This is a genomic window from Microbacterium sp. NPDC089695, assembly GCF_044749085.1.
Taxonomy (GTDB): Bacteria; Actinomycetota; Actinomycetes; order Actinomycetales; family Microbacteriaceae; genus Microbacterium.
Genome location: NZ_JBIVHG010000001.1, coordinates 2,622,401 through 2,646,690, shown reverse-complemented (window position 1 = coordinate 2,646,690; position 24,290 = coordinate 2,622,401). Strand labels below are relative to the sequence as shown.

The following is a 24,290-nucleotide window of genomic DNA, read 5'->3' as shown; positions in this document are numbered from 1 at the left end:
CATGCCGCACGTCGCGCCTCTGCGGAGGGTGGACGAACTGTGGTGCCGGCGGTGGGACTCGAACCCACACGCCCTTTCGGACAGAGCATTTTGAGTGCTCCGCGTCTGCCATTCCGCCACGCCGGCTTGTGTGTCGCGTCTACGACTGTAGCGCAGCCGCCGTGCACGGATGTGCGCGTCGAGCCGCCTTCACGGACGCGCGGGGCACTCTCTATTAGGATGGAGGGGTGACAGAGGAAGAACTGGCTGAGCAGCCCACGGCATCCGCACCCCGACGCGTCGTCGTCGCCGAGGACGAGTCGCTGATCCGTCTCGACATCGTCGAGATCCTGCGCGACAACGGCTTCGATGTCGTCGGCGAGGCGGGAGACGGCGAGACGGCTGTGGCCCTCGCCACCGAACTGCGGCCCGACCTGGTCATCATGGATGTCAAGATGCCGCAGCTCGACGGCATCAGCGCGGCCGAGAAGCTGCACAAGGGCAACATCGCGCCGGTGGTGCTCCTCACCGCTTTCAGCCAGAAGGAGCTCGTCGAGCGCGCGAGCGAGGCCGGCGCGCTGGCCTACGTCGTCAAGCCCTTCACGCCGAACGATCTGCTTCCTGCCATCGAGATCGCCCTCGCGCGGCACGAGCAGATCATCACGCTCGAGGCCGAGGTCGCCGACATGGTCGAGCGCTTCGAGACCCGCAAGCTGGTCGATCGGGCGAAGGGCCTCCTCAACGAGAAGATGGGCCTCTCCGAGCCCGAGGCGTTCCGCTGGATCCAGAAGGCGTCCATGGACCGTCGCCTGACGATGCAGGACGTCGCCAAGGCGATCATCGAACAGCTCGCGCCCAAGAAGTAGTCGCGCGCATCCGCCGGACGAGGAGCAGGTGCTGCGACTCGGGATGGCGAGAACGCGGCTCAGGCCGGGAGATCCTTGATCATGTTCGTGATACGGATCGTCGAGCAGCGGCGACCCTGATCGTCGGAGACGACGATCTCGTGCACCGTGACGCTCCGGCCGAGATGCACGGGTGTGCACACTCCCGTCACCAGGCCCGAGGTCGCCGATCGCGTATGGGTCGCGTTGATGTCGACCCCGACCGCGAGCCGTCCCGGTCCCGCGTGCAGGTTGGCCGCCATCGACCCGAGAGACTCGCCGAGCACCACGTACGCGCCGCCGTGCATCAGACCGACCGGCTGGGTGTTGCCCTCGACCGGCATGGTCGCGACGCACCGCTCCGTGGCGAACTCGAGGAACTCCATGCCCATCTTCTCGGCCAGGGCGCCCATGCCGCGCGCTGTCGCCCAGTCGAGTCCGGTGCCGGACGCGGTCTCGCTCATGACTCCTCCTCAGCGGGTGTCCGTGGTCCTCGTTAGGCTGACAGGGTGACGGACTCCGCAAAGCCTACCCTCATGGTCGTCGACGGCCATTCGCTCGCCTATCGCGCCTTCTTCGCGCTGCCGGTCGACAACTTCACGACCAAGGACAACCAGCACACGAACGCCATCTACGGCTTCCTGTCCATGCTGGTCAACCTCATCAAGGCCGAGCAGCCGACGCACCTCGCGATCGCGTTCGACACCTCGCGGCATTCCTTCCGCACCGATGAGTACCCCGAGTACAAGGCCACCAGGTCCGAGACCCCCCAGGAGTTCCGCGGACAGATCCCGCTCCTTCAGGACTGCCTCGAGGCGATGTCGATCCGGGTGCTCACGAAGGAGGGCATCGAAGCCGATGACATCCTCGCGACCCTGTCGACCCAGGGAGCGGAGCAAGGCTACGACGTGCTGGTCGTGTCGGGAGACCGTGACACGATCCAGCTCGTCAACGACGACATCACCCTGCTGTACCCGAACGTGCAGGGCGTCTCCCAGCTCAAGCGCTACGACCCGGCCACCGTGCAGGAGCGGTACGGCGTGCGCCCCGAGCAGTACCCCGACATCGCGGCCCTCGTCGGCGAGACCAGCGACAACCTGCCCGGTGTGCCGAAGGTCGGCGAGAAGACGGCGGTGAAGTGGCTCACGCAGTTCGGCTCGCTCGACGAGCTGCTCACGCGCGCCGACGAGATCAAGGGCGTCGTCGGGGGCAACCTCCGCGACCACATCGACGACGTCCGGCGCAATCGCAAGCTCAACCGTCTGCTGCGCGACGTCGAGCTGCCGGTGTCGCCCGACGATCTCGCGGTGGCGCCGATCGACGCGCAGGCGGTGCGCGACATCTTCGCCCGCCTCGAGTTCCGCACGCTGCTCCCGAGGGTGTTCGACGCCGTCGGTGCCGGCGAGGTCGCCGACGATCCGGCCGCTGTCGTCGAGCTGCCGACCCCCGAACAGGTCGACGCCGCAGCTTTCGTCGCCTGGGCCGACGCCCGAGACGAGGTCGCGCTGCGCGTCGTCACGCAGAACGGCGTCCCGGTGCGGGTCGGCGCGGCCACCGTCGACGCCCTTCGCGAGTTCGACTGGAACGACGGCGTGATCGACATCGTGCGACCGTGGCTGGAGTCCGACCGCGCGAAAGTGCTGCACGACGCGAAGCCGCAGGTGAAGGCGCTGCTGCGGCAGGGCATCCGCCTCGACGGGCTCGCCTACGACACGAGCCTGGCGGGCTGGCTGCTGCGTCCGAGCTTCCCCGACAAGACCCTCGCCGATCTGGTCGAGCGGTACCTGGGGGAGAAGCTCCCCGAAGCAGACCCCTCCCAACTGGTGCCCGAGACCGAAGGCGCCACACCCTCTCAGGAGGCCTGGTTCGCCCTGCGGGTCGCGCAGTCGCTGCGCGAGGACATCCCCGAGTCCGTGGGCACGGTGCTCACGGACATCGAGCTCCCCACTCTCCTCACGCTCGCCGACATGGAGGTCGCCGGGGTGGCGGTCTCTCACGACGTGCTCTCGACCTTCTCCGGTGAGCTCGCCTCACGCGCCGAAGGGCTCGCGCAGGAGGCGTTCTCCGTGGTCGGACGTGAGTTCAATCTCGGATCGCCCAAGCAACTGCAGGAGGTGCTCTTCGACGACCTCCAGCTGCCCAAGACACGGAAGACCAAGACGGGGTACTCGACCGACGCGGCGGTTCTCGCCGACCTCCAGGAGTCGAACCCGCATCCGTTCCTCGGGCTGCTGCTGCAGCACCGCGAGGCCACCAAGCTGCGACAGATCATCGAGTCCCTCGACACCGCGATCGGCGCTGACCACCGCATCCACACCACGTACGTGCAGACGGGGAGCCAGACAGGACGACTGTCGAGCACCGACCCGAACCTGCAGAACATCCCGGTGCGCACCGAGGAGTCTCGGCGCATCCGCAGCGCGTTCCAGGTCGGCGACGAGTACGAGGCGCTCCTCACCGCCGACTACTCGCAGATCGAGATGCGCATCATGGCCCATCTCTCGGGCGATGAGGGGCTGGTCGAGGCGTTCAACAGCGGCGAAGACCTGCACCGCTTCGTCGGTGCGCGCGTGTTCGGCGTCGATCCCGCCGATGTGACCGCCGCGATGCGCACGAAGGTCAAGGCCATGTCGTACGGTCTCGTCTACGGACTGTCGGCCTTCGGCCTCTCCAAGCAGCTGCGCATCGAGCAGTCCGAGGCCAAGCAGCTGATGGTCGAGTACTTCGCACGCTTCGGCGCCGTGCGCGACTATCTGCGTGCCTCCGTGCTCCAGGCGAAGGAAGACGGCTACACCGAGACGATCTTCGGCCGGCGTCGGCCGTTCCCCGACCTGGCCTCGCCGAACCGTGTGCTGCGCGAGAACGCCGAACGTGCCGCCCTCAACGCGCCGATCCAGGGCAGTGCGGCCGACATCATGAAGATCGCGCTCTTCCACATCCACGGCGATCTCCGCTCCGAGGGTCTCGCGTCTCGGGTGCTCCTGCAGATCCACGACGAACTCGTCGTCGAGGTGGCGCCGGGGGAGTGGGACGCTGCGGAGCGCATCGTCCGGACTCGCATGGGCGACGCGGCGTCGCTGTCGGTTCCTCTCGACGTGCAGGTCGGGCGCGGGCAGGACTGGAACGAAGCCGCGCACTGACCGTCACGGAGCGGCACCGGCGTCGTCGGTGCCGCTCCGGCGCATGCGCGTCGAGCGCGCGAGGCGCGCGGTGATCGAGGGCACGCCGAGATCCACCTTCCGCCCGGGCGCTCCCGGGCTACGCTGAAGGGATGACCTCTTCGCCCCGAACCCCCTCCGCCATCGACAAGGTCGCCGACGACTGGGTGGACACCATCGCGGTCCTCGCACCGACGCTCGGCACGTACATCGGCCGCGACGAGGTCAACGACCGGTTCGGCGACCTGAGCCCCGAAGGACACGAGCAGATCGCGGACGCGACCAGGGCGACGCTGACCGCGCTGTCGGCGCTCGAGCCCGTCGACGCGATCGACGAGGTGACGAAGGCCGACCTCAGCGCCGAGCTCTCCCTCGATCTCGAGCTGCACGACGCCCGGTGGCACCTGCGGGACCTCAACGTCATCGCCTCGGCGGCTCAGGACGTGCGCTCGGCGTTCGACCTGATGCCCACGGCGACGGCTGACGACTGGTCGGTGATCGCCACACGTCTCGCGGCCGTGCCCGAGGCGCTGCGCGGCTACACCGAGACGCTGCGCGCCGGGATCGCCGAGGGCGTCACGCCCGCGCGTCGACAGGTCGTCGAGGTCGCCACGCAGATCGACCGCTACATCGCGGACGACGGCTTCTTCGCCGCCTTCGTGGCCCACGCGGCCCCGGAGGAGGGGAACCTGCCGGCATCCCTCGCCCGTACCCTCGACGAGAACTCCGCGGCGGCGCGCGTCGCCTACGGGGCTCTGCGTCGCTTCCTCGCGGAGGAGCTCGCACCGGCCGCGACCGAGGACGACGCGGTCGGCCGCGAACTCTACGCGCTCAACTCCCGCCGCTTCCTCGGCGCGACGATCGACCTCGACGAGACCTACGAGTGGGGACGCGAGGAGCTCGAGCGCATGGTCGCCGAGCAGACGGCGATCGCGAACGAGATCCTGCCCGGCGCGAGCGTCGAGGACGCGGTCGCGCACCTGGAGGCCGACGCCTCGCGCAAGCTCGTCGGCACCGACGCGCTCCAGCAGTGGATGCAGCAGACGAGCGACCGCGCAGTCGCCGAGCTCGGCGCCACGCACTTCGACATCCCCGAGGAGATCCGCACGCTCGAGTGCATGATCGCGCCGACGCAGGAAGGCGGGATCTACTACACCGGACCGACCGACGACTTCTCGCGCCCCGGTCGCATGTGGTGGTCGGTCCCCGAGGGCGTGACGGAGTTCGACACCTGGCGCGAACTCACCACCGTCTACCACGAGGGCGTTCCCGGGCATCACCTGCAGATCGCGCAGGCCGTGTACAACCGTGCCGAACTCAACTCATGGCGCCGTCTGCTCGCCGGCACGTCCGGACACGCCGAGGGCTGGGCTCTCTACGCCGAGCGACTGATGCAGCAGCTCGGCTATCTCGACGACCCCGCCGATCGCCTCGGGATGCTGGACGGACAGCGGATGCGCGCAGCCCGCGTCGTCCTCGACATCGGTGTGCATCTCGGAAAGCCGCGTCTCGACGGCACCGGGGTCTGGGACGCCGAGTATGCGCTCGACTTCATGCGACGCAACGTCAACATGTCGGATCAGTTCGTGCAGTTCGAGGTGAACCGCTACCTCGGATGGCCCGGGCAGGCGCCGTCGTACAAGGTCGGTCAGCGCATCTGGGAGCAGGTCCGTGACGCCTACCAGGCGGAACGCGGAGACGGTTTCGACATCAAGGAGTTCCACAAGCGTGCGCTCGACATGGGCGGAGTGGGGCTGGACACGCTCCGTTCCGCGCTGCTCGCCCGCTGACGGGAATGCTCCCTGCCCTGCCACTGTTCATGCATCTGAATAGGAAGGGCTGACATGGACATCGAGTTCGGGCTGGACACATTCGGCGACATCACCAAGGGCGCCGACGGCGAGCTCCTCACGGGAGCCGAGACCATCCGCAACGTGGTCGAGCAGGCAGTGCTCGCCGACCGTGTGGGCGTCGAGTTCTTCGGCGTGGGGGAGCACCACCGCTCGGAGTTCGCCGTCTCCTCGCCCGAGATGGTGCTCGCGACGATCGCCGGGCGTACCGACCGCATCCGCTTGGGAACGGCCGTCACCGTGCTCTCGTCCGACGATCCGGTGCGCGTCTTCGAGCGTTTCGCGACGCTCGATGCGGTCTCCGACGGTCGCGCCGAGGTCGTTCTCGGGCGCGGCTCGTTCATCGAGTCGTTCCCGCTGTTCGGCTACGACCTTCGCGACTACGAGGCTCTGTTCGAGCAGAAGCTCGAGCTGTTCGTCGAGCTCCTCAAGGAGAAGCCGGTGACGTGGTCGGGCACGATGCGGGCCTCCCTCGAGAACGCGGATGTGTTCCCGAAGACGGCGAACGGACTGCGCACCTGGGTGGGCGTCGGCGGAAGCCCCGAGTCGGTCGTGCGCGTCGCACGGCACGGCCTCGGGCTGATGCTCGCGATCATCGGCGGACCGGCCGACCGGTTCCGGCCGTTCGTCGACCTGTATCACCGTTCGGTCGCGGCCTACGGCACGACGTCGCATCCGATCTCGGTGCACTCGCCCGGCCACATCGCCGCGACGGATGAGGAGGCGTGGGAGACCGCGTACGCCGGGTTCGAGGCGATGAACAACACGATCGGCCGTGAGCGAGGCTGGCCTCCCTACAGCCGCGCGCGCTTCCAGAACGATGTCGGCCCCGCCGGAGCGCTGTACGTCGGCTCGCCCGACCGCGTCGCGACGAAGATCGCCGACACCGTGCGCACGCTCGGCCTCGGACGCTTCGATCTCAAGTACGCCACCGGAACCCAGTCGCACGAGTCGATGATGTCGAGCATCGAGCTGTACGGCTCCGAGGTCATCCCGCGCGTGCGACGCCTCCTCGCCGACGACTGACGACACGCGACGCGCTCGGCAGGACGGGCCCACCCTACGATGGAGGGATGGCACAACCCGTCCTGCCGAGCCGTGAGTCGCTCGCCGGTCGTCTCGACGATCTGCCGTTCACACGTCGTCACCTGAAGATCCTCACCGGATCCGGCATCGGGTGGGCTCTCGACGCGATGGACGTGGGTCTGATCTCCTTCATCCTCGCGGCCCTCACTCTGCAGTGGGATCTCTCGAAGACGGATGCCGGGTGGATCGCCTCGATCGGATTCATCGGCATGGCGCTCGGCGCCACGCTGGGCGGGCTGCTCGCCGACCGTCTCGGCCGACGCCAGGTGTTCGCGCTCACTCTGCTGGTGTACGGCATCGCGACCGGAGCGAGCGCGCTCGTGGGCGGCCTCGCCGCCCTGCTCGTGCTCCGCTTCCTCGTCGGGCTGGGGCTCGGGGCCGAGCTGCCGGTCGCGTCGACGTACGTGAGCGAGTTCGCTCCCGCACGCATCCGCGGCAGGCTGATCGTGCTGCTGGAGGCGTTCTGGGCCGTCGGGTGGACGGCGGCCGCCGTCATCGGCTACCTGGTGATCCCGGCGTCGGAGAACGGATGGCGGTGGGCGTTCGCGATCGGCGCGGTCCCCGCGGTCTACGCGCTCATCGTGCGCTGGGGTCTGCCGGAGTCGCCGCGCTGGTTGGCATCGCGCGGCCGGATCGCGGAGGCGGACCGCATCGTCTCCGCGTTCGAGGTGGATGCCCGCGTGGAGCGGTCGCCGTCGATCCGGCGCGAGCCCGAACCGCGTGTCCTTGCACGCACGAACAGCGCCCGTGTCGGTGCGCTGTGGAGCGGCGAGTTCCGTGTGCGCACGCTGTGCCTCTGGATCGTCTGGCTGGGCGTCAACTTCTCTTATTACGGCGCCTTCATCTGGATCCCCAGCATCCTCGTCGACGCCGGTTTCGACCTCGTGCGCTCGTTCGGATTCACCCTGATCATCACTCTGGCGCAGTTGCCGGGGTACGCCGTGGCCGCGTGGCTCATCGAGGTGTGGGGGCGTCGGGTGACGCTGTCGGTGTTCCTCCTCGGGTCGGCCGTGGCCGCGGTGTTCTTCGGCACCGCGACGAGCGAGTTCGCGATCATCGCGTCAGGCATGGCTCTCTCGTTCTTCAACCTCGGCGCGTGGGGAGCGCTGTACGCGGTCACGCCCGAGCTCTATCCGACGTCACTGCGCGGCACGGGCGCCGGGTGGGCGGCGGGCATCGGCCGGATCGCGTCCATCGTGGCGCCGCTGACGGTTCCGGTGCTGCTCGGTGCCGGGGGTGCGCCTCTGCTCTTCGCGGTGTTCGGCGCGTGCTTCATCGTGGCTGCCGCAGCGGCCTGGGGGCTGGTGGATCGGCGCGGGATGGCACTCGACGATCGCTGAGCAGCGCCCGCGCTCCAGCAGTACTCCAATATGCTGGAGTGATGGCAGAGGTGCGTTATGTGGCCATCGGCGACTCCTTCACGGAGGGCGTCGGCGACGTCCTCCCGGACGGACGTGAGCGCGGATGGGCGGATCTCGTCGCCCAGGGGTGGGCCACGGCATCCGGGCATGCGATCTCCTATGCGAACCTCGCGATCCGCGGCAAGCTCGCTTGGCCGATCGTCGAGCAGCAGCTCGAACCCGCGCTCGCCCTGCGCCCGACTCATCTGTCGTTCAACGGCGGCGGCAACGACATGCTCCGCCCGCGAACGGATCCCGAGCACATCGCCGACGCGTTCAGCCGCGTGCTGCGACGCTGCGACGAGGAAGGCGTGACGCTGATCCTGCTGTCGGGCGCGAATCCCAGCGGACAACTGCCGATGGGGTCGCTCGTGCAGAAGCGCGGCGACCAGCTCTCCGAGGCGGTGCTGCGACGTGTGGCGGATCGTCCGGATGTCGTGCGTGCGCTCAACTGGCCCGATCGCGAGCTCGCGCGCTCACCGTACTGGTCGGAGGACCGGCTGCACATGAACGCCGCCGGTCACCACCGGGTCGCAGCCCGGGTGCTCCATGCCCTCGGCCTCGAGCCCGATCCGACGTGGTGGTCGCCGACCGCGGCGACCGCGGCGGGCCCTGCCGGCATCGCGTACTACCGCGAGTTCGTCGGTCCGTGGGTGCGGCGTCGCGTGACCCGCACCTCGTCGGGCGACGGCCGCATCGCGAAGTACGCGGACTGGGTGGAGCGGACTCCTCAGGCGTGAGCGACCTCGAGATGCGCCGACTGCCCGGCGGAGAGGTCACGCTGCACGATGCACGCCTGTCTGCACAGCGCACGGTGCAGCTCGAACCGTTCGAGATCGGTGTGTTCCCGGTCACGGAGGAGCAGCTCGCGGAGGTGCTCCCGATACCGTCGCGGCACCCTCGTCGACCGGCGCGCGATCTGAGCTGGCTGCGGGCGGTGCGCTTCTGCAACGCCGCCTCGGAATGGGAAGGACTCGATTCTGCGTATCGCGTCGACGGCGACGAGGTGACGTGGGATGCGACATCCGACGGGTATCGGCTTCCCACCGAGGCCGAGTGGGAGTACGCGTGCCGTGCCGGGTCGGTGGGGCCCCACTACGCACCGCTCGTCGACGCCGCGTGGACGAGCGCGGACGGCGTCACGTCGCCGCAGGACGTCGGTGGCAAGCTGCCGAATCTGCACGGGCTCTTCGACACGCTCGGAAACGTGTGGGAGTGGTGCTGGGACCTCCTGGATCCGGCGCGCTACGGCGACTACCGGGTGTTCCGGGGCGGAGGCTACGCCGATGATGCGTGGAACGTGCGTGCCGGCGTCCGTCGTGGCGGCGCGCCGCGGATGCATCACGACGACGTCGGAATGCGGGTGGCGCGGGGGTCGTTCGACGACCCCGACGACGCGCAGGGATGGTCGGCCTCCGTCGACCGGGAGCGTGCGGTGTGGGAGGGGCCGGTGCCGTTCGGGTGGACGCCGCTGCAGCGCGGATCCCGCTGACCTCGGACGTTTTGGAGCGCACAGCGGGGGAGTGGGAAGCTGAGAGGATGACCTCTCGCTTCTCTCTCATCGTCTCGCAGGGCCGCGTCGCCGACCGCACCGACGGCGCTCTCGTCGGCGCCCGCCTCGTGGGCGACGCCCTCGCGCGTCTGCTCGACACCGAGCCGCAGGTCATCGGCAGCCCGACCGGGTCTGTCACGGACGACTGGTCGGCCGCGCTCCCGGAGGCCGAGGCCACCTTGCACGGGCTCCGGGATGCTGTCGGCGCTGCCATCGACAGCGGCCTGACGCCCCTTCTCGCGACCAACACGTGCGCCGCGAGCCTCGGCACCCTCCCGACCGTCGCGCAGCGTCATCCCGATGCGGTCGTGCTCTGGATCGACGCTCACGGCGACTTCAACACTCCGCAGACCACCGATTCGGGGTATCTCGGCGGCATGGTGCTGGCCGCGGCATGCGGGCTCTGGGACAGCGGTCACGGTGCCGGCATCGACCCTCGTCGAGTGATCGTGGTGGGTGGGCGCGACATCGATCCGGCCGAAGCAGTGCTGCTGAGCGACGCAGGCGTCACCGTTCTCGCACCGGCCGAGAGTACGGCAGAGCGCGTGGCCGAGCTCGTCGCCGGACGTCCTGTCTGGATCCACGTCGACTGGGACGTGCTGGAACCGGGATACATCCCCGCGGCATACCGCGTGGCCGACGGCATGCTCCCGCATCAGATCGCCGCGATCTTCGCGGCGTTGCCCGCGGATGCGGTGAAGGGCGTCGAGTTCGCCGAGTTCGAGGCGGGCGACGCCGACGTTCCGGAACGCGTGAGCCTGGAGCTCGTCCTCGAGACGTTCCAGCACCTGGCACGGTGAACGGGGGAGAGGTGCCCCGCGCGCTCAGGCGCGTCGGTCGGGGTCCAGCCCCATCCGGATGCGGGTGCGCTTGCGCTCGATGAGGATGAAGGTCGTGCCCAGGAGCCACAGGGGCAGCGGCATCAGGAACGCGATGCGGAACGCCTCGAGCGAGTAGGTGTCCGGCGATCCGGCGCCCTGCAGGTCGAGCGCGAGACCGATCAGGAAGATCGCGATCAGGGCGGCGATGAACCCGCCGGCGTTCGTGACGCCCGTGGCCGTGCTCAGGCGATGCGAGGGGTTGTGCGTCCGGGCGTGGTCGAACGCGATCATGCTGGCGGGGCCGCCGGTCGCGAGCGCGACGGCGAGCACGTAGAGGAGCCAGGTCGGCGCGGGCTCGGGGAGCGCGATCACCGTGATCCACGCCACCATCTGCACGACGACGGCGGGGAGGACGAGCGCGAAGGATCGATGGTTCGGCAGTCGCCGCGAGAGGTCGCCGATCACCGGCCCGAGGGCCATGCCCGCCACGACGTAGACGGAGATGATGCCGGCGGCGTGCGCCGCGGTGAGACCCTGCGCGGCGGTGAGGAACGGCATCCCCCAGAGCAGGATGAACGCGGTGCCGGCGAACGGCGACGTGAAGTGCGACCAGAAGGCGAGTCGCGTGCCGGGATGCGCCCATGCGGCGCGGATGCCGACACCCGTGTCGATCGCCGACGTCACGACACGGATCACGCCCGTGTCCGTGTCGACCGAGACGTCGGCGCCGCGCTCGACCGGGTGGTTGCGGATGAGGAGCGCAACCAGGATCGTGAACAGCACCCCGAGACCGGCGATGCTGCCGAACGTCACCGTCCAGCTCGTGGAGTGCAGGAGCGCCGCGAGGGGGACCAGCGCGATGAGTTGGCCGCCCTGGCCGATGATGCCGGTGAACTGCACCATCAGTGGCCCACGCTGGGCCGGGAACCATGTCGCGACGAGCCGCAGGACGGCGGGGAAGATCGCGGCGTCGCCCGCGCCGAGCAGGATGCGGGCCACCAACGCGATGCCGATGCTGGGAGAGAACGCCATCGTGAGCTGACCGGCCGCCATGAGCAGCATCCCGACCGTCATGATCGGTCGGGATCCGTACCGATCGAGCAGTACCCCGATCGGGATCTGCATACCGCCGTACACAGCGAGCTGGACCACGGCGAACAGCGCGAGCGTCGAGGCATCGGCCTGGAAACGGTCGGCGGCCTCGACGCCGACCGCACCGAGGGAGGTGCGGTTCGTGATCGCGAGCACGTAGGCCGCGACGCCCACCGACCAGATGAGCCAGGCCCGCCACCCCGGAGCGGACACGGGGGAGTGGGAGATCTGACGCACCCCTCCACGCTACTCCTGCGCGCACGATCGACCTGCGCGCGCGTCCGTTCTCCGCGAGCGATGCTGGTGGATGTCGGATGCCCTGACTACCGTGGCTCCCATGACTCCCGCACCGAAGCACCACTCCCTCGACTACGTCGAACTCGTCGTCACCGACCTCGACGCCGCCCGCCGCTTCTACGGGGAGGCGTTCGGATGGACGTTCGTCGACTACGGCCCCGCCTACACGGGGATCGCCTCGCCCGACGGCGACGGCACCGAAGTCGGCGGCTTCCTGCTCTCTGACCAGGGACGCCCGCCTGGCGGACCGCTCGTGCTGCTGTACTCCGACGACCTCGATGCGACGCATCAGGCCATCACCGCGGCCGGCGGCGCCGTCGTGCAGGGTCCCTACGAGTTCCCCGGTGGTCGTCGCCTGCACTTCACGGATCCGAGTGGGAACGAACTGGGCGTGTGGTCGTCGCGATGAAGCCGCGGCGCACTGACACTTATATCTTGCGCTAAGTGTTGGTGACCTGCGATAGTTAGCCGCATGGATAGCAAAGACGATCTGAACGACGTCTTCCTCGCACTCGCGGACCCGACTCGTCGCGCCGTGATCCGCTCGCTCGGCAGCGGGCCCGCGAGCGTGGGGGAGTTGGCCCGCCCGTTCGACATGGCACTGCCGTCGTTCCTCAAGCACATCAGGGCCCTGGAGAAGAGTGGGTTGGTTCGCACGACGAAGAGCGGCCGTGTGCGCACCTGCGTGCTCGATCGTCAGCGGGTGTCGGTCGTGGGCGCGTGGCTCGCCGAGGAGCGCGCGCTGTGGGAAGGCCGGACCGATCGCCTCGTCGTGCACATCGCGACAGACGCTGCCGACGCCGTCGACGCTCCTGTCGTTTCGCTCATGCGAGAGGCCGTGCAATCGGGGGAGGAGCGCTCGTGAAGTCACCGAGCATCGACCCGCACCTGGACCTCACCATCGAGCGCATCATCCAGGCCCCGGCATCGCGCATCTGGCGCGCCTGGACCGAGCCTGAAGAACTCGCGCAGTGGTGGGTGCCCGCGCCGTCGCGCACCCGCGTCGACGCTCTGGACGTCGTCCCCGGCGGCGCGTTCGTGACCAGCATGAGCGAAGACGGCGAAGGGGAGTTCGTGCCGCACACCGACGGAATCTTCCTCGTGGTCGAGCCGCCTCGCCGCCTGGTCTTCACGAACGTGATCGATCGCTCCTGGCATCCTGCCGCTCCGACGCCGGTCGGGATGACCGCGGAGGTCCGCCTCGAGGATCATGAGGACGGCACCCGGTACCGCGCGATCGTTCGTCACGCTTCGCCGGCCGACCGGGACACGCATGACGCACTCGGCTTCCACGAGGGCTGGGGAGCGGTCACTGCCGCCCTCGCGGCGCTCGTGGAGGGAGAGGACCACGCACGTCGCCCTGACTGTGTCTGACATAATGTGCATTATCGGGCATATCGCATCGGAGTCCACCGCGCTCGGACTCGCTAGGCTCGCACCGTGAACGGTGATGCGGTGGAGATCGACTGGGAGGCGGCCAGGTCGGCCAATCAGGCGAACTGGGACGACCGCGTACCGATCCATCAGAATTCGTACGGCATCGACGCGTTCGCCGATTCGAACCATCTCAGCGACGTCGTGCGCGACGACCTGCCGGTGCTCATGCGGGCGCTCGGCGTGAGCACGCTCGACGGCGTCGACCTCGTGCACCTGCAGTGCCACATCGGCACGGACACGATCTCGCTGGCCCGCGCCGGAGCGACCGTGACGGGAGTCGATTTCTCCGCTCCGGCACTCGAAGCGGCGGCACGACTCGCGACCGACAGCAGCGTCGAGGCGACCTGGGTGCAGACCGACGTCCTCGATGCGCGGAGCGCCGTCACCGGAGACTTCGACGTGGTCTATACCAGCATCGGGGCGATCTGCTGGCTCTCCGACCTGAACCGATGGGCCGAGCAGGTGCGGGCGCTCCTTCGGCCCGGTGGAACGTTCTTCATCCGTGACGGTCATCCGGCGCTGTACGCTCTCGACGAAGACGCCTCCGGTCTCGTGACGCGCTATCCGTACTTCGGCGATGGACGCGCGCAGCAGTGGGACGACACGTCGACCTACGCGGGAGACGGGCAGGTCGCGCACGGGCGGACCTACGAATGGGCGCATCCTCTCTCCGAGATCCTCAGCGCGCTGCTGGAAGCCGGGTTGCGCATCACGCTCTTCGACGAAGGTCGGACGCTGCCTTGGCGGTTCAGCCCACGCATGGTCGAGGTGCCGGGTGGGTTCGCCTGGCCCGAGGCGGAGCGCGACCTGATCCCCTGCACCTATACGATCGTCGCCCGACGCGACTGAGCGGTTGACGCCGGGCTCAGCGCGCCCGCCGCGTGAGGCTGAGATGCGTGACGCCCTGCGGCGACGGTGTCGCCTCGATCGCGAAGCGGTCCTCGATGCCCTCGAGGCCGTCCCACAGTCGCTCACCACGGCCGAGCACGATCGGCACGATCACCAGGTGGAGTCGATCGATGAGGTCGGCGGCGAGGAACTGGCGTACGGTGTCGACTCCCCCGCCTATCCGGACGTCCTTCTCCCCCGCCAGCTCGCGCGCGCGCCGTAGCGCCTCGACAGGATCGGCATCCAGGAAATGGAACGTCGTCCCGCCGGCCATCTCGATCGGCGGACGCGCATGGTGCGTGAGAACGACCACGGGCGTGTGGAATGGCGGTTCGTCACCCCACCAGCCCTTCCACTCCTCGTCGGTCCACGGCCCGCGTTGAGGTCCGAACTTGTTCCGGCCCATGATCTCGACACCGATGCCGTCGTTCCACCGGCGCGCGAAGGCGTCATCGACACCGTCCGAACCCGGTCCATCGCCGGGGAGCCCCATCTGCCGGAATGTCCGCGTGCCGAACGCCCATGACATCAGACGCGTTCCGGCGTGGCCGAACGGCGCCTCGAGTGTCTGCCCCTCCCCTGCGCCGAACCCGTCGAGGGAGATCGTGAAGTTGTGAACCCGGACGAGAGGCATCGGTGCTCCTTCTTACGGTGTCGAGATCTACGCGCCGACGTACGCGGCGAGGTGCTCTCCGGTGAGGGTCGAACGCTGGGACACGAGATCGGAGGGGCTCCCCTCGAACACGACGCGTCCGCCGTCGTGGCCTGCACCCGGACCGATGTCGACGATCCAGTCGGCATGGGCCATCACGGCCTGGTGATGCTCGATCACGATGACCGTCTTCCCCGACTCGACGAGGCGGTCCAAGAGGCCCAGGATGTTCTGGACATCCGCCAGGTGAAGGCCCGTGGTGGGCTCGTCGAGCACGTACACGTCGCCCTTCTCCCCCATCTGGATCGCGAGCTTGATGCGCTGCCGCTCGCCGCCCGACAGCGTCGACAACGGCTGCCCGAGCGACAGGTATCCGAGCCCGACGTCGTCGAGGCGTCCGAGGATCGCCGTCGCCGCGGGGAGCTTCGCCTCGCCCTCGGAGAAGAACACACGGGCTTCGGAGACCGGGAGGTCGAGGACCTCGGTGATGTCCTTGCCGGCGAGCTTGTACTCCAGCACGGCCGCCTGGAAGCGCTTGCCGCCGCAGTCCTCGCACGGCGTCTCGATCGTGTCCATGAAGCCCAGCTCGGTGATGATCACACCGGCCCCCTTGCACGTGGGACACGCCCCCTCGGAGTTCGCGCTGAACAGAGCCGGCTTCACGCCGTTGGCCTTCGCGAACGCTTTGCGGATCGGCTCGAGCAGGCCGGTGTAGGTGGCGGGATTGCTGCGCCGCGACCCCTTGATCGCTCCCTGGTCGATCGCGACGACGCCTTCGCGCTTCGACACCGAGCCGTGGATCAACGAGCTCTTGCCCGATCCGGCCACACCGGTGACGACCGTGAGCACTCCGGTGGGGATGTCGACGTCGACGTCCTGCAGATTGTTCGCCTTCGCTCCGCGGATCTCGATCGCTCCCGTGCGCGCGCGGACCGTCGGCTTGAGCTCAGCGCGGTCGTCGAGGTGCGCACCGGTCTTGGTGCCGCTCGCCTTGAGCCCGTCGACCGAGCCCTCGAAGCAGATCTCCCCGCCGGCGCTGCCGGCGCCGGGCCCCAGATCGACCACGTGATCGCCGATCGCGATGGTCTCGGGCTTGTGCTCGACGACGAGCACCGTGTTGCCCTTGTCTCGCAGCCGCAACAGGAGGCTGTTCATGCGCTGGATGTCGTGCGGATGCAGGCCGATCGTCGGCTCGTCGAACACATAGGTGACGTCGGTGAGCGAGGAGCCGAGGTGACGGAGCATCTTGATGCGCTGTGCTTCACCGCCGGAGAGTGTACCGGAGGGCCGATCGAGGCTCAGGTAGCCCAATCCGAGCGTCACGAACGCGTCGAGGTTGGCGCTCAGCGCCTCGAGCAACGGCCCCGCGCCGGGCAGATCCAGGCCGCGCACCCACTCGGCCAGATCGGTGACCTGCATCCGGCACGCGTCGGCGATGCTGATGCCGTCGATCTTCGACGAACGCGCACCTTCCGTCAGACGCGACCCCTCGCATTCGGGGCAGACCGCGAAGGTCGCGACGCGCTCGACGAAAGCGCGGATGTGGGGCTGCAGCGCATCGAGGTCTTTCGACAGCATCGCCTTGGTGATCTTCGGGATGAGGCCCTCGTAGGTCATGTTGATGCCGGAGATCTTGACCTTGGTCACCTCCCCGTACAGGAACAGGTGACGCTGCTTCTCGGTGAATTCGGCGATGGGCTTGTCACCCGGATAGAAGCCGGACTGCGAGAAGCCCTTCACCATCCACCCGTCGGCCGTGTATCCGGGAACCATGATCGCCCCCTCGTCGAGCGACTTCGACTCGTCGACGATCTGCGCGAGATCGAGGTCGGAGACCGCTCCCCTGCCCTCGCAGCGGGGGCACATGCCGCCCAGGTAGATCGCATCCTTGACGATCTTCTTCTCGCCACCGGGGCCCGTCATCACCCCGCTCGCCTTCTGAGTGGGGATGTTGAACGAGAACGCGGTCGGGCCGCCGATATAGGGCTGCCCCAGCTTGCTGAACAGGATGCGCAGCATGGCGTTGGCGTCGGTCACGGTACCCACGGTCGACCGCGGGTTGGCCCCCAGGCGCTCCTGGTCGACGATGATCGCCGTCGTCAGGCCTTCGAGCACATCGACGTCGGGGCGCGGCACCGAGGGCATGAAGCCCTGCACGAACGCGCTGTACGTCTCGTCGATCATGCGCCGTGACTCGGCCGCGATCGTGTCGAACACGAGGGAGCTCTTGCCGGATCCCGAGACGCCCGTGAACACGGTGAGGCGGCGCTTCGGGATGTCGACGCTGACCTCCTTGAGGTTGTTCTCGCGCGCGCCCTGGACGCGGATCAGGTCGTGGCCGTCGGCGACGTGTGTCATCGGAGTCCTCGTGGTGTGGGCCGGTCAGCCGGCCTGGTTGATACGGAGCAGGTTACCCGCGGGATCGCGGAAGGCGCAGTCGCGGACGCCGTACGGCTGGTCCATCGGCTCCTGCACGACATCGGCGCCCTTCTCGACGAGCCGCTCGAACAGGGCGTCGAGGTCGTCGCTCGCGAGAGTGAGCGCCGTGTAGCTGCCCTTCGCGATGAGTTCGAGAATGGTCTGGCGCTCGGCTTCGGTGATGCCGGGGTCGGTCGCCGGCGGATGCAGGACGATCGAGGTCTCGGGTTGCCCTTCGGGCCCGACCGTGAGCCAACGGAGGCCGTCGTAGCCGACGTCGTTCCGCACCTCGAAGCCGAGGGCGTCACGGTAGAAGCCGAGCGCGGCCTCGGCGTCGGTGTGCGGGAGGAAGGCGTAGTGGATGCTGATGTTCATGGGTTCACGTTAGGTGGGCGTCGGTGCGCGGCGCTTCTTGATTCCTGATCGGTCTGATGACGTGCTTGGCCTGGAAGGTGGGGATGCCGTCGACGTTGGCGGCGCGTTCACGGTACACCCCGGGTGCGACACCCACCAGCTCGGTGAATCGCGTGGTGAACGTGCCCAACGACGAACAGCCGACTTCGCCGCACACCTCGGTCACCGAGAGGTCGCCGCGCCGCAGCAGTGCCATCGCGCGCTCGATGCGCCGGGTCATCAGATACGAGTACGGCGACTCGCCGTACGCGTCGCGGAAACGCCGGCTCAGGTGCCCCGCGGACATGTGCGCACCGCGCGCGAGCGCCTCGACGTCGAGCGGCTGCGCGTACTCCCGGTCGATCCGGTCGCGCACCTTGCGCATGATCACGAGCTCGCGGATGCGGGCTTCGGCGTCGGCGGTCACGGATCGATCCTGCCATGACGCCGCACGACGCCGTGTGACCGTGCGCGACGCCTCGCCGAACGCCTCCCCCGCTCGGGCGATGGGAGCGCTACCCTGTGTTCATCATCCCTCACAGGGATTTCTCAGAAAGGGTCCCCAACCATGTCTGATCCGCTCACCACACAGGCATCATCGCTCTTCAAGTCCATTCGCATCACCCTCGCGGTGTCGGGCGTGCTCGCTCTGATCGCGGGCATCGTCCTCCTCGTCTGGCCCGTGAAATCCGCCGTGATCGTCACCGGCATCTTCGCCGCGTACCTCGTCGTGGCCGGTCTCGTGTACATCGGGCTCGGCATCTTCTCCAGCAAGAAGGGCGGCTGGGCGCGCGTCGGCCATATCGCACTCGGCCTGCTGTACATCGTCGCCGGCATCATCGCGTTCGCGAACCTCGGGGTGGCCGCGGCGACCCTCGCGTTCGTCGTCGTCATCTTCATCGGCATCAGCTGGATCGTCGACGGCGTGGTCAGTCTCACGTTGCTCGGCAGTGACGGCTCGCGGGTGTGGACACTGCTCTACGCGCTGCTGAGCATCATCGCGGGCATCATCGTGCTGTTCTCGCCCCTGTACGCGGCTGCGGTGCTCTGGCTGTTCCTCGGCATCTCGCTCGTGGTTCTCGGGATCGTGCAGATCGTCCGAGCGATCACGATCGGCAGGGATGCGAAGACCGTCGCATCCGCGACGCAGCCCGATCCCGCGGTCTGACCGGCCCGATCCGCCGATACGAGAGGAGCCCCGTCCTGGTCGGACGGGGCTCCTCCTCTGTCTGCCTGCGATGTCTCAGCAGGGACGTGTCACTCGGCGGCGAAGCCGCTCACATCGCCCACGAGGCGGGTGTTGTCGGCCGGCACCGGATCGATCGCCGCGCGGGCGACCTCGGCGGCGAACTCCGACACGTTGTAGAGCTTGCCGGCAGACTCACGACGCTCCGCGATGGCACCGGGGTTCGCGCGCTCGAGCAGTGTCGCGGTGATCGTGCCTTCGATCATGTCGCCGGAGACGACAGTGAACCCGATGCCCTTCTCCGCGAGACCCGGGATGCGCTCGCGCAGTGCGTCCTCGCCCGCGCGCTTGGAGAGCGCGACCGGCTCGTACTCCGGCATGGTCGGCGTGGTGCGGATGAAGTGCGCCTGGTGACTCGTGACGAACACGACGCGCGAGCCCTCACCCAGGAGCGGCGTCGCCGCCTCGAGCACATTGATCTGCGCGTCGCGGTTGAGCGTCAGTGCGTAGTCCTCGGCCATGCCCGACTCCATGCCGCCGGAGGCGTTGAGCACGAGCACGTCGAGCCGGCCGTACTCGGCCTTCACGGCGTCGAGCATCTCTGCCACCGACGTCGGGTCGGTGAGATCCGCGCCGACAACGAGCGCCCGACGACCCAGCTCACGCAGCTGCGTCGCGAGCTTCTCGGCGCGCGGGGCCTTGTTGCGGTAGTTGATGACGACGTCTGCGCCGGCCTCGGCGAGGTAGCGCACGGTGTCGGCACCGATGCCGCGGGATGAGCCGGTGACGAGCGCCACCTTGCCGTCGAGAGAACCTGCGGGAAGAACGTCGGTCACGGTGACTCCTCAAGTGCGTCGAACGCCGTGATCGCACGGCGCTCCCAGACTACCAACCGGCCGACGGGAGGCCGTGAAGGCGCCACTCCTGCGTGATAGGTTGACCGCAAAGGGAGGCAGTATGAACGACTTCGCGACATTCGTCGAATTCATCGATCAGTGGGCGTGGGTCGGCTGGCTGGTCCTCATCGCCCTCTTCCTCGTGATCGAGATGCTCACTCTCGACTTCACCTTCCTCATGCTGAGTTTCGGCAGCGTCGTCGGTCTCGTGACCGATTTCATCGGAATTCCCGTATGGGTCCAGGTGCTGCTCGCCGCTGCCGCCGCGGCGCTGTTCATCCTCTTCCTGAGGCCGCCGCTCATCAAGAAGCTGCATCGAGGTGAGGACCCGACGAAGTCGAACGTCGACGCGCTCGTCGATCTCCGCGGCACCGCCCTCCAGGACATCACGCAGATCTCCGGACAGGTCAAGCTCAGCAACGGCGACACCTGGACCGCGCGCACGGCGACTCCCATGGCCATCCCCCAGGGCTCCCCCGTCGCGGTCACCGCCATCAACGGCGCGACCGCCACCGTCCGCCCCGTCAACGACTGACACCGAACGACTAGGAGAAGCACGTGAACGACACTTCGTTCATCCCCGCCGCGATCGGGTGGATCCTCGTCATCGCGATCATCATCTTCGCGGTGGTCACGCTGGCTCGATCCATCCGCATCATTCCGCAGGCCACGGCCGGGGTCGTCGAGCGCCTCGGGCGGTATCACAAGACGCTGACGCCGGGGCTCAACGTCCTGGTCCCGTTCATCGACCGTCTGCGCCCGCTGATCGACATGCGCGAGCAGGTCGTCTCGTTCCCGCCACAGCCGGTGATCACGGAGGACAACCTCGTCGTCTCCATCGACACGGTCGTCTACTTCCAGGTCACGGACGCCCGGGCGGCGACGTACGAGATCGCCAACTACCTCGGCGCCGTCGAGCAGCTGACCACCACCACTCTCCGCAACGTCGTCGGCGGTCTCAACCTCGAAGAGGCTCTGACCAGCCGCGACAACATCAACGGGCAGCTCCGCGTGGTGCTGGACGAGGCGACCGGCAAGTGGGGCATCCGCGTGGGACGCGTCGAGCTCAAGGCGATCGACCCGCCCGTCTCGATCCAGGACTCGATGGAGAAGCAGATGCGCGCCGAGCGCGACCGTCGCGCTGCGATCCTCACCGCCGAGGGGTCGAAGCAGTCGCAGATCCTCGAGGCCGAGGGACGCCGGCAGGCCGAGATCCTCCGGGCCGAGGGCGACAAGCAGGCCGCTGTGCTCCGCGCACAGGGCGAGGCCGAGGCGATCCAGAACGTGTTCAGCGCGATCCACCAGGGACAGCCCGACGACAAGCTGCTCGCGTACCAGTACCTGCAGATGCTGCCCAAGATCAGCGAGAGCGAGTCGAGCAAGCTCTGGATCATCCCGAGCGAGCTCACCGAGGCCCTCAAGGGCATCGGCAGTGCCTTCACGCCCAAGCCCGGGACGGGACCGACGAGCGCGCCCGGCGCGTGACCCACCCATTCTTCGAGAAGACCGGGCACCCGAGGATCTTCGCCCACCGCGGTCTCGTGACCGCGGCCGGTGAAGCCTCGGGAGTCTGGGAGAACTCCGCCGTGGCCTTCGCGGCCGCACACGCCGCCGGAGCCGAGTACATCGAGACCGACTGCCAGGTGACCGCAGACGGCGACGTCGTCCTGTTCCACGACGCCACGCTCACCCGCCTCACCGGTGACCCGCGTGCCGTGCGCGACGTCTCGACACGCGAGCTCTCGGCGCTCTTCGCCGATCACGGCGGCCTCCTGACCGTGGCGGACGCATTGGCCTCGTTCCCCACGTCGCGTTTCAACATCGACGTCAAGACGCGCGAGGCCGCCGAACCGCTGGGCCCGGTCCTCGTCGACCACGTCGACCGCGTGCTCGTCACCAGCTTCGCCGACGCGAACCGCCGAGCGACGATCGCCGCGGTTCTCCGGGCGGGCGCCGGCCTGCGCCCCGCGACGTCGGGCGGCAGCGGCACGATCGCCGCGGTACGGGCGCTCACCGCGCTGCGGGTCTCCCCCGCGCGTGCGCTTCGCGACATCGACGCCCTGCAGATCCCGGAACGGCATGGGGCGCTGAAGGTGCTGACTCCGGCGCTTCTGAAAGCCGCTCATGGACGCGGTGTCGAGGTGCACGTCTGGACCGTGAACGATCCCGCTGACATGCGTCGCCTGATCGACCTCGGCGTGGACGGTGTCGTGTCGGACCGCGCGGATCTCGCCGTCGAGACTCTGCACCGCTGATCAGGGACCGCCCGTCGACGGTGGCGCTGGGATTCCGCTGTGAATCGCGCCGAGAAGACGCGCGCGTGGATGAAGCCCACAGGCTGGGACGTTATACCTGACAGCGACGAGAGGACCACACAATGGCAGATCGCAGCCTACGCGGCATCCGACTCGGCGCCCAGAGCCTACAGAGCGAAGAGGGCGTCGTTTTCATGGAGCGCCGAGAGACCACCTACACCTGTGACGCGTGCGGCCACGTCACCAACCTGATGTTCGCGGCGGACGCCGAGCCGCCGCAGACCTGGGAATGCCGTTCGTGCGGCGCCGAGGCCCGACTGAACGTCGACGGCCAGGCCGTCACACTCGAGGCGACCGACGAGAAGGCCGCACGTACCCACTGGGACATGCTCATGGAGCGCCGCACCCGCGCTGAGCTCGAGGAACTGCTCGAAGAGCGTCTCGCTTTCATCCGTGCCCGCCGCGGCGCCGGCGAAGACCCGACGCGGGAGAAGATCGGCGCCTGATCAGCGCCGGCGGGCGCGCCACCACCCGATGACGAGCGCGCCCACTCCGCCCCACAGCAGGATCTGCTGAATCCAGGGGCCCAGGACCACACCCGCCGTGAGGCCGGATCGCAGCTCGACGTCCTCGAGCAGCGCTCCGGCCTCATCCGCGTCCAGGCTCGACACGGTCGAGCCGTCGTGCCGGATGATCTGACTCGTCCCGACGGTCGATACGTTCACGACGCTGCGGCCGGTCTCGATGGCGCGCATGCGCGCGAAGGCGAGTTGCTGCAGGTTCTCATCCGTGCCGCGGAAGTCAGCGTTGTTCGTCTGGAACACGAGCACCTCCGCGCCGTCGCGGACGCCCTGATCCACCACGTCGTCGTAGATCACGTCGAAGCAGATCGCGAGACCCACCTGCACGCCGTCGACGTCGATCACTGAGCTGTTCTCCCCCGGCGTGTACTCGCGCTGGATGAGGCCGATGAGGTCGGGCGCGAGAGCGTTGTAGAACGCCCGGTCGGGCACGTACTCGCCGAAGGGCACGGGGTGGCGCTTGTCGTGGATCGCCTCCGCTGCCCCATCACGCCACAGCATCGACGTGTTGTAGTACCGATCGTTGCGGCCTGTCGCGGCGTTCGCGAGCAGCGGGGCGTCGACGCGAGTGCTGATCAGACTCAGGCGACGGGCCAGATCAGGCGTCTGGAACGGGTCGTAGTCGAGCGAACCCTCCGGCCACACCAGCAGGTCTAGGTCCTCGCCGTACAGCGGTTCGGTCGCCTCGGTCTGTGCGTCCACGACCGAGAAGGGGGTCCGCTCGTCGAAGTACCCCGTAGGCCCGTTGCCCTGCACGGCACCGATCCGCATGGTCCCCGTCGCCGTCGTCGGGAAGAGCGGCGTCAGGAACAGGACCAGCACCAGCGCCGCCGGCACGGCCGGGCTCATTCGGGGAAGACCGCGGCGCAGGCGCACCATCTCGATCACCACGGCGACGAGAAACACCATGACGAAGCCCAGACCGGACACACCGAGCCAGGAGGCCAGAGGGGCCAGAGGGCTCTGGTCCTGTGTCATTCCGAGACGTGCCCAGGGGAACCCGCCGTACGGCCACGAGCCGATGAACAGTTCGCGGCCGATCCAGAGTGCGGCGACGACGGCGGGCAGCACGACGATCCGGGCCCAGTCACCCGGCAGCGCGCGCGGGATCCATCGGTAGGCGAGCGTGATGAGCACCAGGGCCAACGCGGTGAGAACGCCCTCGACGACGGCGAGAGCGAGCCACGGGACAGGTCCGAGGTAGCGGGAGGTCCACGACACCAGCATGGCGAAGAACAGGATGCCGAAGACCGCACCGACGAGCAGGGCTGAGCCCGCACGCCGACCGATCAGAGCGATCAGCAGCAGAGCGGTCGCCGGGAAGGCGAGCACCCAGACCGCGGCGTCCGGATAGGAGAGGTCCATGAGAAGGGCCGCGCCCGCGGCGCTCAGGATCGCCGCCCACAGGGGCAGGATCGGGCGCACCGGATCCACTCGCGCTCGAGACTCTGACATCGGTCCCCTT

25 protein-coding genes and 1 tRNA gene are annotated in these 24,290 nt (G+C 68.4%); 17 read left to right on the top strand and 9 right to left on the bottom strand.

Annotated elements, in window-relative coordinates; genetic code table 11:
- Positions 1 to 40: 40 nt before the first annotated feature.
- A tRNA-Leu gene (locus ACIPYT_RS12760) sits at positions 41 to 126 on the bottom strand.
- Positions 127 to 242: 116 nt separating this feature from the next.
- Here ACIPYT_RS12760 and ACIPYT_RS12755 point away from each other — a divergent pair.
- Positions 243 to 845: an ANTAR domain-containing response regulator gene (locus ACIPYT_RS12755; protein WP_141873184.1), complete on the top strand. Its 603-nt coding sequence runs from the start codon at positions 243 to 245 to the stop codon at positions 843 to 845.
- Between the two features lie 59 nt (positions 846 to 904).
- On the opposite strand, the gene ACIPYT_RS12750 is transcribed toward ACIPYT_RS12755, so the two are convergent.
- Entirely contained in the window at positions 905 to 1,327 is a 423-nt protein-coding gene (locus tag ACIPYT_RS12750) for a hotdog fold thioesterase (protein ID WP_401074528.1), read from the bottom strand.
- A 45-nt stretch (positions 1,328 to 1,372) separates the two neighbouring features.
- Between ACIPYT_RS12750 and polA the strand changes: the two genes are divergently transcribed.
- The 7 genes from polA to ACIPYT_RS12715 all read left to right on the top strand — a co-directional run bounded on the left by polA (position 1,373) and on the right by ACIPYT_RS12715 (position 10,709).
- Positions 1,373 to 4,003 (top strand): DNA polymerase I, encoded by a 2,631-nt coding sequence (gene polA / locus ACIPYT_RS12745; RefSeq protein ID WP_401074525.1) that lies wholly within the window; start codon positions 1,373 to 1,375, stop codon positions 4,001 to 4,003.
- A 131-nt stretch (positions 4,004 to 4,134) separates the two neighbouring features.
- Positions 4,135 to 5,811, top strand: a complete 1,677-nt coding sequence (locus tag ACIPYT_RS12740) for a DUF885 domain-containing protein (protein WP_401074523.1) — start codon at positions 4,135 to 4,137, stop codon at positions 5,809 to 5,811.
- A gap of 54 nt (positions 5,812 to 5,865) precedes the next feature.
- A complete protein-coding gene (locus ACIPYT_RS12735; protein WP_401074521.1) occupies positions 5,866 to 6,897 on the top strand; it encodes an LLM class flavin-dependent oxidoreductase in 1,032 nt (343 codons plus the stop codon).
- 47 nt (positions 6,898 to 6,944) lie between these two features.
- Positions 6,945 to 8,297, top strand: a complete 1,353-nt coding sequence (locus ACIPYT_RS12730; RefSeq protein ID WP_401074518.1) for an MFS transporter — start codon at positions 6,945 to 6,947, stop codon at positions 8,295 to 8,297.
- A gap of 41 nt (positions 8,298 to 8,338) precedes the next feature.
- A complete protein-coding gene (locus ACIPYT_RS12725) occupies positions 8,339 to 9,097 on the top strand; it encodes an SGNH/GDSL hydrolase family protein (protein ID WP_401074516.1) in 759 nt (252 codons plus the stop codon).
- Positions 9,094 to 9,849 carry a formylglycine-generating enzyme family protein gene (locus ACIPYT_RS12720; RefSeq protein ID WP_401074514.1) on the top strand — a complete coding sequence of 252 codons (756 nt, stop codon included), beginning with the start codon at positions 9,094 to 9,096 and terminating at the stop codon, positions 9,847 to 9,849. Before ACIPYT_RS12725 ends, ACIPYT_RS12720 begins: the two co-directional genes overlap by 4 nt.
- A 47-nt stretch (positions 9,850 to 9,896) precedes the next feature.
- Entirely contained in the window at positions 9,897 to 10,709 is an 813-nt protein-coding gene (locus tag ACIPYT_RS12715) for an arginase family protein (protein WP_401074512.1), read from the top strand.
- 24 nt (positions 10,710 to 10,733) lie between these two features.
- Here ACIPYT_RS12715 and ACIPYT_RS12710 read toward each other — a convergent pair whose 3' ends face one another.
- The gene (locus ACIPYT_RS12710) at positions 10,734 to 12,059 is read right to left on the bottom strand and encodes a nitrate/nitrite transporter (RefSeq protein ID WP_401074509.1); all 1,326 of its coding nucleotides are present in this window, start codon (positions 12,057 to 12,059) and stop codon (positions 10,734 to 10,736) included.
- 100 nt (positions 12,060 to 12,159) lie between these two features.
- Between ACIPYT_RS12710 and ACIPYT_RS12705 the strand changes: the two genes are divergently transcribed.
- The 4 genes from ACIPYT_RS12705 (at position 12,160) to ACIPYT_RS12690 (ending at position 14,405) form a co-directional block, all read left to right on the top strand.
- The gene (locus ACIPYT_RS12705) at positions 12,160 to 12,528 is read left to right on the top strand and encodes a VOC family protein (RefSeq protein ID WP_401074507.1); all 369 of its coding nucleotides are present in this window, start codon (positions 12,160 to 12,162) and stop codon (positions 12,526 to 12,528) included.
- A gap of 63 nt (positions 12,529 to 12,591) precedes the next feature.
- Positions 12,592 to 12,984 carry an ArsR/SmtB family transcription factor gene (locus ACIPYT_RS12700; RefSeq protein ID WP_401074504.1) on the top strand — a complete coding sequence of 131 codons (393 nt, stop codon included), beginning with the start codon at positions 12,592 to 12,594 and terminating at the stop codon, positions 12,982 to 12,984.
- Positions 12,981 to 13,493: an SRPBCC domain-containing protein gene (locus tag ACIPYT_RS12695; RefSeq protein ID WP_401074502.1), complete on the top strand. Its 513-nt coding sequence runs from the start codon at positions 12,981 to 12,983 to the stop codon at positions 13,491 to 13,493. Before ACIPYT_RS12700 ends, ACIPYT_RS12695 begins: the two co-directional genes overlap by 4 nt.
- Positions 13,494 to 13,559: 66 nt before the next feature.
- Positions 13,560 to 14,405, top strand: a complete 846-nt coding sequence (locus ACIPYT_RS12690) for a class I SAM-dependent methyltransferase (RefSeq protein ID WP_401074499.1) — start codon at positions 13,560 to 13,562, stop codon at positions 14,403 to 14,405.
- Positions 14,406 to 14,421: 16 nt separating this feature from the next.
- On the opposite strand, the gene ACIPYT_RS12685 is transcribed toward ACIPYT_RS12690, so the two are convergent.
- From ACIPYT_RS12685 to ACIPYT_RS12670, 4 genes are read right to left on the bottom strand one after another with little or no spacing between them, the layout of a single operon-like run.
- Entirely contained in the window at positions 14,422 to 15,078 is a 657-nt protein-coding gene (locus ACIPYT_RS12685; protein ID WP_401074496.1) for a dihydrofolate reductase family protein, read from the bottom strand.
- 27 nt (positions 15,079 to 15,105) lie between these two features.
- Entirely contained in the window at positions 15,106 to 17,454 is a 2,349-nt protein-coding gene (locus ACIPYT_RS12680; protein WP_401074493.1) for an ATP-binding cassette domain-containing protein, read from the bottom strand.
- 24 nt (positions 17,455 to 17,478) lie between these two features.
- Positions 17,479 to 17,889, bottom strand: coding sequence for a VOC family protein (locus ACIPYT_RS12675; RefSeq protein ID WP_401074490.1), 411 nt, complete (start codon positions 17,887 to 17,889; stop codon positions 17,479 to 17,481).
- Between the two features lie 4 nt (positions 17,890 to 17,893).
- Positions 17,894 to 18,292 (bottom strand): helix-turn-helix transcriptional regulator, encoded by a 399-nt coding sequence (locus ACIPYT_RS12670; RefSeq protein WP_401074847.1) that lies wholly within the window; start codon positions 18,290 to 18,292, stop codon positions 17,894 to 17,896.
- 183 nt (positions 18,293 to 18,475) lie between these two features.
- Between ACIPYT_RS12670 and ACIPYT_RS12665 the strand changes: the two genes are divergently transcribed.
- The gene (locus tag ACIPYT_RS12665; RefSeq protein ID WP_401074486.1) at positions 18,476 to 19,075 is read left to right on the top strand and encodes an HdeD family acid-resistance protein; all 600 of its coding nucleotides are present in this window, start codon (positions 18,476 to 18,478) and stop codon (positions 19,073 to 19,075) included.
- An 89-nt stretch (positions 19,076 to 19,164) separates the two neighbouring features.
- Here ACIPYT_RS12665 and ACIPYT_RS12660 read toward each other — a convergent pair whose 3' ends face one another.
- Positions 19,165 to 19,929, bottom strand: coding sequence for an SDR family oxidoreductase (locus ACIPYT_RS12660; protein ID WP_401074483.1), 765 nt, complete (start codon positions 19,927 to 19,929; stop codon positions 19,165 to 19,167).
- Positions 19,930 to 20,050: 121 nt separating this feature from the next.
- Here ACIPYT_RS12660 and ACIPYT_RS12655 point away from each other — a divergent pair, with 121 nt between their 5' ends.
- The 4 genes from ACIPYT_RS12655 (at position 20,051) to ACIPYT_RS12640 (ending at position 22,750) form a co-directional block, all read left to right on the top strand.
- Positions 20,051 to 20,524: an NfeD family protein gene (locus ACIPYT_RS12655; RefSeq protein ID WP_401074480.1), complete on the top strand. Its 474-nt coding sequence runs from the start codon at positions 20,051 to 20,053 to the stop codon at positions 20,522 to 20,524.
- Between the two features lie 23 nt (positions 20,525 to 20,547).
- Positions 20,548 to 21,474: an SPFH domain-containing protein gene (locus ACIPYT_RS12650; RefSeq protein ID WP_401074477.1), complete on the top strand. Its 927-nt coding sequence runs from the start codon at positions 20,548 to 20,550 to the stop codon at positions 21,472 to 21,474.
- A complete protein-coding gene (locus tag ACIPYT_RS12645) occupies positions 21,471 to 22,244 on the top strand; it encodes a glycerophosphodiester phosphodiesterase family protein (RefSeq protein ID WP_401074474.1) in 774 nt (257 codons plus the stop codon). Before ACIPYT_RS12650 ends, ACIPYT_RS12645 begins: the two co-directional genes overlap by 4 nt.
- Before the next feature lie 122 nt (positions 22,245 to 22,366).
- Positions 22,367 to 22,750, top strand: coding sequence for an RNA polymerase-binding protein RbpA (locus ACIPYT_RS12640; RefSeq protein WP_050720988.1), 384 nt, complete (start codon positions 22,367 to 22,369; stop codon positions 22,748 to 22,750).
- On the opposite strand, the gene lnt is transcribed toward ACIPYT_RS12640, so the two are convergent.
- The gene (gene lnt / locus ACIPYT_RS12635) at positions 22,751 to 24,280 is read right to left on the bottom strand and encodes an apolipoprotein N-acyltransferase (protein WP_401074471.1); all 1,530 of its coding nucleotides are present in this window, start codon (positions 24,278 to 24,280) and stop codon (positions 22,751 to 22,753) included. It lies immediately after the preceding gene.
- Positions 24,281 to 24,290: the final 10 nt, after the last annotated feature.

Coding starts and splice junctions, on each gene's coding strand:
- ACIPYT_RS12750 (WP_401074528.1), bottom strand. CDS start 1,327: ATGAGCGAGACCGCGTCCGGCACCGGACTCGACTGGGCGACAGCGCGC.
- ACIPYT_RS12740 (WP_401074523.1), top strand. CDS start 4,135: ATGACCTCTTCGCCCCGAACCCCCTCCGCCATCGACAAGGTCGCCGAC.
- ACIPYT_RS12735 (WP_401074521.1), top strand. CDS start 5,866: ATGGACATCGAGTTCGGGCTGGACACATTCGGCGACATCACCAAGGGC.
- ACIPYT_RS12730 (WP_401074518.1), top strand. CDS start 6,945: ATGGCACAACCCGTCCTGCCGAGCCGTGAGTCGCTCGCCGGTCGTCTC.
- ACIPYT_RS12725 (WP_401074516.1), top strand. CDS start 8,339: ATGGCAGAGGTGCGTTATGTGGCCATCGGCGACTCCTTCACGGAGGGC.
- ACIPYT_RS12715 (WP_401074512.1), top strand. CDS start 9,897: ATGACCTCTCGCTTCTCTCTCATCGTCTCGCAGGGCCGCGTCGCCGAC.
- ACIPYT_RS12705 (WP_401074507.1), top strand. CDS start 12,160: ATGACTCCCGCACCGAAGCACCACTCCCTCGACTACGTCGAACTCGTC.
- ACIPYT_RS12700 (WP_401074504.1), top strand. CDS start 12,592: ATGGATAGCAAAGACGATCTGAACGACGTCTTCCTCGCACTCGCGGAC.
- ACIPYT_RS12685 (WP_401074496.1), bottom strand. CDS start 15,078: ATGCCTCTCGTCCGGGTTCACAACTTCACGATCTCCCTCGACGGGTTC.
- ACIPYT_RS12680 (WP_401074493.1), bottom strand. CDS start 17,454: ATGACACACGTCGCCGACGGCCACGACCTGATCCGCGTCCAGGGCGCG.
- ACIPYT_RS12675 (WP_401074490.1), bottom strand. CDS start 17,889: ATGAACATCAGCATCCACTACGCCTTCCTCCCGCACACCGACGCCGAG.
- ACIPYT_RS12670 (WP_401074847.1), bottom strand. CDS start 18,292: ATGCGCAAGGTGCGCGACCGGATCGACCGGGAGTACGCGCAGCCGCTC.
- ACIPYT_RS12665 (WP_401074486.1), top strand. CDS start 18,476: ATGTCTGATCCGCTCACCACACAGGCATCATCGCTCTTCAAGTCCATT.
- ACIPYT_RS12655 (WP_401074480.1), top strand. CDS start 20,051: ATGAACGACTTCGCGACATTCGTCGAATTCATCGATCAGTGGGCGTGG.
- ACIPYT_RS12640 (WP_050720988.1), top strand. CDS start 22,367: ATGGCAGATCGCAGCCTACGCGGCATCCGACTCGGCGCCCAGAGCCTA.
- lnt (WP_401074471.1), bottom strand. CDS start 24,280: ATGTCAGAGTCTCGAGCGCGAGTGGATCCGGTGCGCCCGATCCTGCCC.